Source organism: Paraburkholderia sp. RL17-373-BIF-A (assembly GCF_046030175.1).
GTDB lineage: Bacteria > Pseudomonadota > Gammaproteobacteria > Burkholderiales > Burkholderiaceae > Paraburkholderia.
Window position 1 is genome coordinate 25,989 of record NZ_JARESO010000027.1, and the last position, 12,421, is coordinate 38,409.

10 protein-coding genes are annotated in these 12,421 nt (G+C 62.3%); 7 read left to right on the forward strand and 3 right to left on the reverse strand.

Annotated features, from left to right (window positions below; genetic code table 11):
* Nucleotides 1-58: 58 nt before the first annotated feature.
* Nucleotides 59-1,450, reverse strand: coding sequence for an LLM class flavin-dependent oxidoreductase (locus tag P0D80_RS28750; RefSeq protein ID WP_408288553.1), 1,392 nt, complete (start codon nucleotides 1,448-1,450; stop codon nucleotides 59-61).
* 244 nt (nucleotides 1,451-1,694) lie between these two features.
* On the opposite strand from P0D80_RS28750, the gene P0D80_RS28755 reads away from it, so the two are divergent.
* Nucleotides 1,695-2,264, forward strand: a complete 570-nt coding sequence (locus P0D80_RS28755; RefSeq protein WP_408288556.1) for a helix-turn-helix domain-containing protein — start codon at nucleotides 1,695-1,697, stop codon at nucleotides 2,262-2,264.
* A gap of 138 nt (nucleotides 2,265-2,402) precedes the next feature.
* On the opposite strand, the gene P0D80_RS28760 is transcribed toward P0D80_RS28755, so the two are convergent.
* Both P0D80_RS28760 and P0D80_RS28765 read right to left on the reverse strand, forming a co-directional pair.
* Nucleotides 2,403-2,765, reverse strand: a complete 363-nt coding sequence (locus P0D80_RS28760) for a BON domain-containing protein (RefSeq protein WP_408179135.1) — start codon at nucleotides 2,763-2,765, stop codon at nucleotides 2,403-2,405.
* 285 nt (nucleotides 2,766-3,050) lie between these two features.
* Entirely contained in the window at nucleotides 3,051-4,856 is a 1,806-nt protein-coding gene (locus P0D80_RS28765) for an acyl-CoA dehydrogenase (RefSeq protein WP_408288560.1), read from the reverse strand.
* A 268-nt stretch (nucleotides 4,857-5,124) separates the two neighbouring features.
* Here P0D80_RS28765 and P0D80_RS28770 point away from each other — a divergent pair, with 268 nt between their 5' ends.
* The 6 genes from P0D80_RS28770 (at nucleotide 5,125) to P0D80_RS28795 (ending at nucleotide 12,414) form a co-directional block, all read left to right on the forward strand.
* Complete coding sequence (locus P0D80_RS28770) at nucleotides 5,125-5,898, forward strand: SDR family oxidoreductase (protein WP_408288563.1); 774 nt, start codon at nucleotides 5,125-5,127, stop codon at nucleotides 5,896-5,898.
* Nucleotides 5,899-5,984: 86 nt separating this feature from the next.
* Complete coding sequence (locus tag P0D80_RS28775; protein WP_408288566.1) at nucleotides 5,985-7,667, forward strand: long-chain fatty acid--CoA ligase; 1,683 nt, start codon at nucleotides 5,985-5,987, stop codon at nucleotides 7,665-7,667.
* Between the two features lie 176 nt (nucleotides 7,668-7,843).
* Entirely contained in the window at nucleotides 7,844-8,158 is a 315-nt protein-coding gene (locus P0D80_RS28780) for a hypothetical protein (RefSeq protein WP_408288569.1), read from the forward strand.
* A 1,176-nt stretch (nucleotides 8,159-9,334) separates the two neighbouring features.
* Nucleotides 9,335-10,513, forward strand: a complete 1,179-nt coding sequence (locus P0D80_RS28785; RefSeq protein WP_132377082.1) for a quaternary amine ABC transporter ATP-binding protein — start codon at nucleotides 9,335-9,337, stop codon at nucleotides 10,511-10,513.
* Complete coding sequence (choW, locus tag P0D80_RS28790) at nucleotides 10,506-11,408, forward strand: choline ABC transporter permease subunit (protein WP_408179140.1); 903 nt, start codon at nucleotides 10,506-10,508, stop codon at nucleotides 11,406-11,408. The genes P0D80_RS28785 and choW overlap by 8 nt, the downstream gene beginning before the upstream one ends.
* 7 nt (nucleotides 11,409-11,415) lie before the next feature.
* On the forward strand, nucleotides 11,416-12,414 hold the full coding sequence (locus P0D80_RS28795) for a GlxA family transcriptional regulator (protein ID WP_408288573.1): 999 nt from the start codon (nucleotides 11,416-11,418) through the stop codon (nucleotides 12,412-12,414).
* Nucleotides 12,415-12,421: the final 7 nt, after the last annotated feature.

The following is a 12,421-nucleotide window of genomic DNA, read 5'->3' on the forward strand; positions in this document are numbered from 1 at the left end:
ATGCCGGTGCCGGTGGCGCGGGCCGCGCGAAGTGAAAACGTGCATGACGGCGTGATTGCTAAGCATTGCCTGGAACCGGGGCGGCGGCACAAGCGGGCGAGCGGAATTTCGCGGCCGTGTGGCTGGAAGGCAAACGCGCATGCCCGAAGAGTTTTTCGCGCAACGTGCCCTCACGATACGCTCGCTTGTAGGCGCCGCGTTCCTGCAGAATCGGCACGACGTGCGCGACGAAATCCTCGAAGCATTCCGGCGCGACCGTGCGCGATAGATTGAAGCCGTCCACGCCCGCTTCTTCGGTCCACGCGATCAACTCGCTCGCCACCCGTTCGGCCGAGCCGACGAGCGGCGCCTGGCGGCTGCCCAGCATCATCTGTTCGAGCAGCTTGCGTTTGGTCCACTGCGGACCGGCGGCGCGCGTCATGGCTTCGACGTTCGATACGATGGCCTGGCTCTTGCCGGTTTCGATCGGCTCGTCGAGGTCGTAGCGCGCGAAATCGATACCGAGCGACGCCGCCGCATGCACGAGCGCCGCTTCGGAACTGACATAACGGCGGTACTCCGCGTACTTCTCCTGCGCCTCGTCATCCGTGCGTCCGGTGATGATGGTTTGTCCGAGCAGCACCTTGATGTCGTCCGCGTGGCGGCCACCCGTAACGGCATGCGCGCGAATATCATCGACAATCGCTTTCACGGCCGGTCTCGCCTGGCCGTTGACGAACACGCACTCGGCGTGCGCCGCGGCGAACTGTTTGCCGCGCGCCGACGAACCCGCCTGATACAACACCGGCGTACGCTGCGGCGATGGCTCGCTCAAATGCATGGCGTCCACCCGATACTGCTTGCCGTGATGATGGATCACATGGACTTTCGACGCGTCCGCATACACGCCCTGAACTTTGTCGCGCAGCACCGCGCCGTCTTCCCAACTGCATTCCCACAGTTTGTAGACCAGTTCCATGTATTCGTCGGCGAGGTCGTAGCGGTCGTCGTGCGCCATCTGGCCGGTCAGGCCGATCGCGCGCGACGCGCTATCCAGATAGCCGGTGACGATGTTCCAGCCGACCCGGCCGCGCGTCAGATGATCGAGCGTCGACATGCGCCGCGCGAACAGATACGGCTGCTCAACCGTGAGATTGGACGTGACGCCGAACGACAGATGACGTGTCACCGCGGCCATGGCCGGAATCAGCAGCGTCGGGTCGTTGACTGGCACCTGCACGGCGCCGCGCAGGGCAGCGTCGGGGTTGCCGCCGTAGACGTCGTAGACGCCGGCGACATCGGCGAAAAAGATGCCGTCGAACAGGCCCGCTTCAAGCGTGCGGGCGTAGTCGGTCCAGTACTGCAGATCCGTATAGCGCGTGGACTGATCGCGCGGATGCGTCCACATGCCTTGCTGGATGTGGCCGACGCAGTTCATGTCAAAAGCGTTGAGAACGATTTCCTTCGGCATGGTGTCTTCCGGCTGGGGTGGACGAATGCTTGCGGCTGCGTTCGAGTCGCGTGGGGTCGTGCTGGCTGGGCTTACCACGTGATCTTGCGTTTAATATAGTGGACGAAAAATCACTATGCAAGACTTTGATTTTGACTTTTAATGAGCGGCGAGGCGGCCGCGGGGCGTCAGCGTCCATGCCCACACTGCCTCGATATAATTTGCGGTGCCCACTTTCTCCACTCTTGAACTCGTCCATCTTTCCATGTCCGAATCCGCTGCCATCGATCTGACCCAGGCGATCTCCTCGCGCGTGAAGACCGAACGCGAGGCGCGCAACTGGTCGCTGAGCGAGCTGGCGGAGCGCTCGGGGGTGTCGAAGGCGATGATCAGCAAGATCGAACGAGGCGAGGCGAGTCCTACGGCGACGGTGCTCGGCCGTCTGTCAGGCGCGTTCGGCCTGACCTTGTCGACCTTGCTGGCGCTGGCCGAGCAGACCGGCGAGCGGCTCGTGCGGCATGCGCAGCAGTCGGTCTGGCAGGACCCGGAGACAGGCTATACGCGCCGGCGCATCTCGCCACCCACGGGCGGCGTGCTGGAATTGCTCGAGATAGAACTGCCGCCTGGCGTGAAAGTACCGTATCCGCCGGACGCTTTCGTGTTCCAGCATCAGCAGATCTGGGTGACGCTGGGCGTGTTGACCTTCCGGGAAGGCAAGCAGGTTTACCAGCTGGAAGCGGGGGATTGTCTGCAGCTTGGCGCGCCGCTCGAATGCGAGTTCTTCAATGCGGGCGAAGACGTGTGCCGCTACGTGGTCGGCCTCGTTCGACGATAAGCGCTTCCATGTACGTTTCAATGGGCGCTTCAATAAGCGGTTCAAATACCAGGACGACAGGCAACGCCTCACGCTCGCATCGAGCGACGAGCGGCGTTGCCTGTCGTGACCGGCAAGTCACCGGGTGAAAGCAGGCGCTTAACCTCCGCCGCCGCCCTGCGTGCCGATCGTGAGCTTATTGTTCACCGACTTCACGCCGGCCACACCCTTCGCCACTTCTTCCGCCTGCGGAATCTGCGCGCCGTCGGGCACCGATCCCGTGATCGTCACCGCACCGCCACGGGCCCGCACGAACACGTTCGACACGTCAAAACCCTGCGCTTTCGATAGAGCCTTGCGCACTTGCAGACCCAGCGCGCGGTCCGTCTTCTTCACCGTTTTGGCACTGGGCGCCGACGCGTCGCCGGTGGCCGTCGCGTCGCTCGACTGCGCATAGGCGCTGGCCGCCGTTGCCAAACACAATGCGATGCCGAGCGCCTTCAAAAGATTGACTGTTTTCACGTTTTCTCCATCCTCGAAAAGTTGATGTCGCTTCGTTGCATGCAAAAAACCACGCGCTTGCGAGCACTTTTCCGCCCACGAGGAGCACCCTGTCTTGTAGAAGAGTGATGCCGTGACGCTCCCGGCGCGCTTAAACAATACTCCAGCCGAAGCGCTCATGCTGGAAAAACTGGCCGGAATGCCCCATTGGCAGCCATTCCGGCAATCATTGCGACGACTTCCGTTGCGCACGTGTGACGAGGATGTTCCACATATCGGGCTGCGAGTCTGTTAATGCGGTGGAGCTTAGAACCATTGTGGCGCCATGCTGAGCGTGGTGTCGTCAAGACTGCGCAGCGTGGCGAGCATCAAGGCGACGCGCGGCAGTTCCCAGCGGAAGAACCATTGGCACGCCTGCAGCTTGCCGCGATAAAAGTCCGCGTCCGCTTCGCTATGGGATGCGGGTAGCGCGGTGCTCGCGACGATCGCCTGGCGCAACCATGTCCACGCAATCACGATATGGCCGAAGGCTTCGAGAAACGCATTCGCGTTGGCGAGCGCGCGTTCGCTGTCGTGAGCCAGCGTGGGCAGCAACGCTTCGACCGTGGCAGTCAGATCGGTCCATGCTTCGCCGAGCGCATCGGCGTGCGCATGCAATGCCGGGCGTTCGCGCGCCGCGTCGATCGTGTGCTGGATTTCGCGCGCCAGTTGTTTGAGCGCGGCGCCCTGTTTCATCGTCACCTTGCGGCCGAGCAGATCGATCGCCTGAATGCCGTGCGTGCCTTCGTGAATCATGTTCAGCCGATTGTCGCGATAGAACTGCTCGACCGGATATTCACGCGTATAGCCGTAGCCGCCGTGAATCTGGATCGCGAGGCTGTTCGCTTCGAGACACCATTGAGATGGCCACGATTTCACCACCGGCGTCAGGAGGTCGAGCAGCAGGCCGGCTTCGGCGCGCGCGGCCTCGCTCTCGCCGGTATTCTGTTCGTCGACGAGACGTGCCGCGTACAGACACAACGCGTAAGCGCCTTCCACATAGGCTTTTTGTGCGAGCAGCATGCGGCGCACGTCGGCGTGTTCGATCAGCGGCAATTGCGGATCGAGCGGATTCTTGTTGTCGGGGCGGCGTCCTTGCGGCCGTTCGCGCGCGTAATCGAGCGATGCCAGATAGCCGCGGTAGCCAAGCATGACCGCACCGAGACCGACGCCGATGCGCGCCTCGTTCATCATGTGGAACATATAGGCGAGACCGTGATGCGGTTCGCCCACCAACTCGCCGATGCATTCGCCGTGTTCGCCGAACGACAGCATGGTGGACGTGGTGCCGCGCCAGCCCATCTTGTGAATCAGTCCCGCGAGCGCGACGTCGTTGCGCGCACCGAGGCTGCCGTCTTCGTTGACGTGGAACTTCGGCACGGTAAAGAGCGAAATGCCCTTGACGCCCGGCGGCCCGCCAGGAATGCGTGCCAGCACCAGATGAACGATGTTCTCGCTCAACTCGTGATCGCCGCCGGAAATGAAAATCTTGTTGCCGCGAATCGAATAGGTGCCGTCCGCATTGGGCGTCGCGCTCGTGACGAGATCGGACAGGCTCGAGCCCGCCTGCGGTTCCGTCAACGCCATGGTGCCGAACGCGCGTCCTTCGAACAGCGCTTGCAGATACTTGCGCTTTTGCGCCGCGCTGCCGAAGCGTTCGATCACGTTCGCGTTCGCCGTGGTCAGCATGGCGTACGACGAGGTGGCAATGTTCGCACTCTTGAAGAGCGACAGGCACGCGAACGAAATCACCGACGGCAACTGCATGCCACCCCATTCGTAGTCCTTGCCCGCGGCGAGAAAGCCGGTGGCGCGCATCGCGTCGAGTGCATCCTTCACCTCGACGGGCAGGGTGACCCGTTGACCGTCGAACTGCGGTTCGTGTTCGTCCGAGAGACGGTTGTGCGTCGCGAACTTTTCCACGGCGACCGCATGCGCGGTTTCGAGCGCGGCGTTGAAGGTCTCGCGGCTGTGATCGGCGTGTCGTGCACGGCGTGTCAGCGTCTCTGCTTCGAGCACTTCGAACAGCTGGAACTCGAGATCGCGTGAGTTGATGATCAGCGCATCTTGCATAAGAGAAAACCCGTGGAAAGTGAGCGGTTATGCGGAACCGCTGCGTAAGACACGTGTAAAAAACGGCCCTCGAACGTATCGGCACAGCGCGGTTGAAATGCGCGGTATTCGGGTAATTCCGGATGCTCCGCCACTCGATGATGCGTACCAGTTTATAACGAAAGTGAATGAGCGTGCTTTTATTTACAGGCTGAATCTCGGCACGTATGATGGGCGCAAAAGCGGCATACCGATCTGCCTAGCAGAACAAATCTGGAGGAGCGACGCAATGTCTGTGAAGGACCTGTTTCAACTGGACGGCAAGGTTGCACTCATCACCGGCGGCTCGCGCGGCCTCGGTCTGCAAATGGCCGAGGCGCTCGGCGAAATGGGCTGCCGTGTCGCCATCACCGCGCGCAAGGCCGACGAACTCGCTGAAGCGAAAACGCATCTGCAACAACTCGGCATCGAAGTGCAAACAGTGGTCAACGACCTGCAGCGCTTCGAAGGTATCCCCGGCCTCGTGGATGAAGTGCTGGGCGTGCATGGCCGCATCGATATTCTCGTCAACAATGCGGGCGCGACATGGGGCGCGCCCGCCGAAGACTATCCGGACGAAGCGTGGCACAAGGTCATGAACCTGAACGTCAACGCGCCGTTCTTTCTCGCTCGCGAAGTCGGCAAGCGCAGCATGATCCCGCGGCGAGCGGGCAAGATCGTCAATATCGCTTCGGTGGCGGGCTTGAAGGGTTCGCCGCCGGGCATGAACACGATTGCGTACAACACGTCCAAGGCCGCTGCGATCAATTTCACGCGGGCGCTCGCCGCGGAATGGGGCAAGTACAACATCAACGTCAACGCGATTTGCCCCGGCTTTTTCCCTTCGAAGATGTCGGCGGGTCTGCTCGGCAAACTCGAAGACGCAATCGTCTCGCGCACGCCTTTGCAGCGTCTGGGCGGCGACGAAGATCTCAAAGGTCCGATCGTGTTTCTCGCGAGCGAGGCATCGCGTCATATCACCGGCCAGGAGTTCGCGGTGGACGGCGGCGCGATCATCGTCTGAGTGTCACGCTGTTCGGACGCGGCGATGTGAACGAAGCGCCCGGCAAAGACCGGGCGCGCACCGACAGTAAAAAGCAGGAGACGCTGATGAACGAACGCCATCACTCGCACTGGCCACCGCAAGTGCCGCTGCATCTGACGCTGCCCGAGACCAATCTTTTCTACAACGCCGAAGTCTCGGCGGCGCGCTATCCTCACAAGCCGTTCATCATCTTCTACGGCACTACGATCACGTTTGCCGGATTCAAGGACGAAGCCGAACGGATCGCGGGTTTTCTGCAGCAGGAGTGCCAGGTCAAGGCAGGCGACCGCGTACTGCTGTATATGCAGAACAGTCCGCAATGGATCATCGCTTACTACGGCATCCTGCGGGCGAACGCGGTAGTGGTGCCGGTCAATCCGATGAACATGACCGGCGAGCTCGCGCATTACGTGGAGGACAGCGGCGCGACCACGATCATCGCGCCGCAATGCCTGTTCGCGAACGTCGAGCCGTTGATCGGCAACGGGGCCGGCCAGGGCCTCGAGCACGCCATCGTGGCGACGTATAGCGATTATCTGAAGCAGGCGTCGCCGATTCCCGTGCCTGAATTCGTCGCCGCGCCACGCAAGACGTTCGCGATTCCCGGCGTCAGGCCCTGGCAGGACGTGCTCGAACGGCGCATCACGCCGGGGCCGCTCACCACCGGTCCCGACGATCTGTGCGTGATGCCTTATACGTCCGGCACCACCGGCAAGCCGAAGGGTTGCATGCATACGCACCGCAGCGTGATGAGCACGGCGCTCGGCGGCTGCGTGTGGTTCTCGTCGCCGCCGGACGGCGTTTATCTATCGGTATTGCCGCTCTTTCACGTGACCGGCATGCAGGGCGGCATGAACAGCGCGGTCTTCTCCGGCGCGACCATCGTGCTGTTGCCGCGCTGGGATCGCGAGGCCGCTGCGCTATGCATGCAGAAATATCGCGTCACCGCATGGCAGTCGATCTCGACGATGATGGTCGATTTCCTCTCGAACCCGAAGCTCGGCGAATACGATCTATCGAGCCTCACCGGCACGCGCGGCGGCGGCGCGGCGATGCCGGACGCGATCGCCAGAAAGCTCAAGGCGCTGACCGGGCTCGATTATGTCGAAGGCTACGGCATGACGGAGACGATTGCCGGCACGCACATCAATCCGCCGCATCGCCCGAAGCCGCAGTGCCTGGGCATTCCCGTGTTCGACGTGGACTCGCGCGTGATCGATCCGGTCTCGCTGCAAGAGCTGCCGCAAGGCGAAACCGGCGAGATCGTCACTCACGCGCCGCAGGTCATGCAGGGTTACTGGGGCAATCCGAAGGCAACGGCGGAAGCGTTCATCGAACTCGACGGCAAGCGGTTTCTGCGAACCGGCGATCTCGGCCATATCGACGAAGACGGTTATTTCTTCATGACCGACCGTCTCAAACGTATGATCAACGCGTCCGGTTATAAGGTGTGGCCGGCCGAAGTCGAGGCGCTGATGTACCGGCATCCGGCGATTCACGAGGTTTGCGTGATCGGCGTGAAGGACGAGAAGCGCGGCGAGACCGTGAAGGCGCTGGTGGTGCCCGACGCGGCGCATGCAGGCACGATTACTGCGCAGGAGATCATCGACTGGGCGCATGAGCAGATGGCCTCGTACAAGGCCCCGCGCATCGTCGAGTTCGTGGCGTCGCTGCCGAAGTCGGGCAGCGGCAAGATCTTGTGGCGGAAATTGCAGGAAGAGGATGCGACGCGCGCGGCTGGCTCGTGAGATTCGTCTGCTTGATGCAAGACCCGCTCGCGGCGCTGAAAATACTCTTGTGATGGTTTGCCTGTAAGCTTTGAGCGCGAGTCCGTACTGAGTGTCGTGCGCGCCTCGCGGTGGTGAACAGAAGACTCGCAGACAAGCTTGAATGCTATTGCCAACTTTCGAGAGGGGAATTGAAAATGAAGAGCTTTGCCATTAAACAGATCATGCTCGGACTTGCCGTCACGGCCATGGTAGCCGGCAGCATTCCGCTCGCCGCCGCTCAAGGCGCCAGCGACGCCGCCACGACGGCTGCGCCCGCCGCGGCGAGCACTGCGAAACCCACCAAAGCCGAGCGTAAAGAGGCGCGCAAGCAAGCGCGCGCCAAGAAGAATGCCGAGCTGAAGAAGCTCGAAGACGCAGGCTACCAGCCCGGCCAGAACGACCCGAACTATCCGGACAAGCTGCAGAAAGCGCAGAAGAAGGCCGGTATTGGAACTGGCGCGAGCCAGTAAGCGCGGACTGTTGCGGCTACGCTGCGCCGACGTCGACGTTCGGCGCAGTGGGCCGTGAGTGTCGCGAGGGTGATGCAGGAGGCAGGCGCGCAGCTCTAGTGCGTCGGCACAACAAATGACGGCTCGCTGCGCCAACTGCATTACGTGCGTGCCGATTGATCGCTCATCGAGTGGCCCGCGCGCCGACCCGCTTGCACGCGATTGACAGATTCACACAAGTCGCAGTCGGGACGCGAATAGGCTCGAATCCTCTCCATTGAGTAAAGAGGATTCTATGAGCCATTCGTACGCAAGCGGCCGACAGTTAAAGTGATTCAAAATAAATCCAGGCGCATTCTGTCCATTGTCGTGTTATGTGCCGTCCTTGTACCACGAGTGCAATCAACCTAAGCAATCTGGTGGAGGCTTACGGCAGTGACGCGCCTTACTATTCCCGGTCGGCGAACATGGGCAAGTGGACCGACCCATTGCCAATGCTTGGCGCCGTAGACACTGTCGTACTGTTCGCTGCCGCACTCTGGGCGTGGTGGTGGCGACGCACCGCTTCTCGGACGTAGATGTTTGCCCCCGCATACGACGACGGCGCAGGACCCGTGCGTACATCCCCGACTCGCTGACGATGAACGTGTCGTGTTTCCCGGAATGGCCTCGGTCGAACCGATGCTCCTGATTTTGAGCCATCCAACGCCCACCGTTGGACGGGTGACCACAGTTTTTTCAACCGACGTCCGCCGGCCAGCGCCTTGCTGCACTGCGACACCACACCCGGCCAGCCCCACCGACCTGCATTTTTTTTGCCGCGCACTGGCTCCACTTGCTCTGGCGCGACACGCCTCAACACGCCCCCGACCGCTGCCAAACCCTTACCCCACAAGGCTCCAGCCCCCATCGCCCGGCACGCCCAAAAAACGGGTGTCGCATTTCCACATGTGCCTGTCGCAAATAGTCGGCTAGCCATACTTTTTTCTGGCAACTATGTATGCACAGCGCGGACGGACGTCCGCCACTGCAGCAACTATCTTGCATGGGACCGGAGTAAGCATTAAAGCGCCAACTCAGGTCGACGCGGTGCATGGGACCGGAGTAAGCGCTAAAGCACCAACTCCGGTCGAAGCGGTGCATGGGACCGGAGTAAGCGCTAAAGCGCTAACTCCGGTCGACAAAGGAGAGCATTCAATGAATTCCCCCAAGGTCGTGGTCGAAGGGCTGTGCAAGGTGTTCGGCACCAACCCGAAGCAGGCGATCGGCATGCTGGCAGGCGGCGCGACGAAAGAGGAAGTGTTCGCGCGCACCGGTCAGATTGTCGGCGTCCACAACGTATCGTTCGAAGTCAAGGAAGGCGAGATCTTCGTTCTGATGGGCCTGTCCGGCTCCGGCAAATCGACGCTGATCCGCCTGATCAACCGGCTGGTCGAACCGACGGCCGGCAAGGTGCTGATCGACGGCCGCGACGTGGCCAGCGTGCCGCGCTCCGAGCTGACGGCGCTGCGCCGCAAGGACATGAGCATGGTGTTCCAGTCGTTCGCGCTGATGCCGCAGCGCACCGTGCTGTCCAACGCGGCGTTCGGCCTCGAAGTGGCGGGCGTTGGCCGCAAGGAGCGCGAGAAGCGCGCGATGACCGTGCTCGAACAGGTCGGCCTCGCGCCGTTTGCGGAAAAACTGCCCGCGCAGCTGTCCGGCGGCATGCAGCAGCGCGTGGGTCTTGCGCGGGCGCTTGCGGTGAACCCGTCGCTGATGATCATGGACGAGGCGTTCTCCGCGCTCGATCCGCTCAAGCGCAAGGAAATGCAGAACGTGCTGCTCGATCTGCAACGCGAACAGCAGCGCACCATCCTGTTCGTGTCGCACGATCTGGAAGAGGCGATGCGCATCGGCACGCGCATCGCGATCATGGAAGGCGGCCGGGTCGTGCAGGTCGGCACGCCGCAGCAGATCATCACCAATCCCGCCGACGATTACGTGCGCGCGTTCTTCGAAGGCATCGACACCAGCCGTTATCTGACCGCCGGCGATCTGATGCAGACCGACGCCGTGCCGCTCATGCAGCACTCGCCGCAGATCGATGCATCGAGCGTGGCCGCCACGCTCAACGGCAGCGCCGACTACGCATTCGTGCTCGACGGCGAACGCAAGATTCGCGGCTTCGTGTGCCGCGACGCGATGGGCAGCGCCTCGCCGCAGCTCAACCAGATCGAATGCATCCGCCGCACGACGCCGCTCGACGACGTCGTCGAACTCGTGGTGGCGAGCCGCGCGCCGCTGCCGGTGGTCGAAGCCGACGGCTCCTACTGTGGTTCGGTCAACAAGACGAACGTGCTGAACGTTCTCACACGCCATCGGAGTTCCCATGTCTGAAGTCATTCCACTTGGCGCCTGGGTCGATCACGGCGTTCATTACCTGCTCGACCACGACGCAAAAACTTTCGATTCGATCGGCAAGGTGATCGAGAGCTTTGCCGCGGTGATCGAACACGGCTTGCAAGCAGTGCCGATGTGGGCACTGATGGCGTTTTTCGTCGGCATCGGCCTGTGGCGGGTGGGCTGGCGCTTCGCGCTATTTACGCTGCTGGCCATGCTGCTGATCTACGGCACCGGCTTCTGGGATCAGATGGTGATCACGCTCGGCCTGACCTTGTCGTCCACGTTGATCAGCCTGCTGCTGGGCGTGCCGCTCGGCATCTGGACCGCGAAGAGCCGCACCGTCGAGATGATCGTGCGGCCCGTGCTCGACCTGATGCAGACCATGCCGGCCTTCGTTTACCTGATTCCGGCCGCGATGCTGTTCGGCCTCGGCCGTGTGCCGGGGATTCTCTCCACCGTGATTTTTGCCATGCCACCGGCGGTGCGTCTCACGTCGCTCGGCATCAAGCATGTGAACCGCGAGATCGTCGAAGCCGGGCAGGCGTTCGGCTGCACGCCGTGGCAATTGCTCTACAAGGTGCAGTTTCCGAACGCGCTGCCGTCGATCATGACCGGCGTGAACCAGACCATCATGATGGCGCTCTCCATGGTGATCATCGCGTCGATGGTGGGGGCGGGCGGTCTCGGCAACGACGTGCTGGCCAGTATTCAACGGCTCGACATCGGGCTCGGCTTCGAAAGCGGACTTTCAGTGGTGATGCTCGCGATCATTCTGGACCGCATCACGGAAAGCTTTGGCCGTTCGCCGGGCATGGCGCGCGCGCCGCTGCTGTCGGGCTTGCGCAGCGTGATGAAAGTGCGCCGCGAGCCGGCCGCGCAACACGGCTGAGCCGCCTATGAAGCGCGACGCGCTCACGCCAGTCGAGCCCGAGGCCAGTTCGCCGCTATCCGGGCTCGCGCACGTCGGCTTTCTGACGCTGCCGAACTTTTCGATGATCGCCTTCACCAGCGCGGTCGAGGTACTGCGCATGGCCAACTACGTGGGCCGCGCGCAGCACTACAGATGGTCGGTGATCACGCCGGACGGCGAGCCGGCGCGAGCAAGCAACGGCATCACGGTGAAACCCACCACGACGCTGGCCGAAGCGGGCATGCCGGATGTGCTGATCGTCTGCGCCGGCTGGCATGTGCGCGACTACGTGGACGACACGGTGATCGCGCTGCTGCGCGACGTCGCGGAAAAGGGTATTCCGCTCGGCGGCATTTGCACGGGACCGTATGCGCTGCTGGCCGCGGGTCTGCTCGACGGTTATCGCTGCACTGTGCATTGGGAAGACATGTCGCCGTTGCACAAGAGCTACCCGCACGTGCGTTTCGCCGACGAACTGTTCGTGATCGACCGCGACCGCATGACCTGCACGGGCGGCACCGCGCCGCTCGACCTGATGTTGAAGCTGGTTGGCATGCGGCTCGGCCACGCGGTGGCGGCGCAGGTGTCCGAGCAGTTCATCGTCGAGCGGATTCGCGGCTCGACCGATTATCAGCACATTCCCGTCGACGCGCGGGTCGGTTTCTCGCGCGCGGAACTGGTCGAGGTCGTGCGGCTGATGGAAGCGAATATCGAGGAGCCGTTATCGCTCGACGAACTCGCGCGGCTCGTGCATTTGTCGCAACGTCATTTGCAGCGCATGTTCAAGATGTTCCTGAGCGTGTCGCCCACGCACTATTACCTGACGCTGCGGTTGCGGCGCGCGCGTGAGTTGCTGCGCAATACGGATGCGTCGATTGCACGCGTGACGGCGGTGTGCGGCTTTCATTCGGCGTGTCATTTCAGCAAGGCCTATCGCGCGCAGTTCGGTCACGCGCCGAGCGTCGAGCGGCGCTTATCCGCGTGATGCGCGG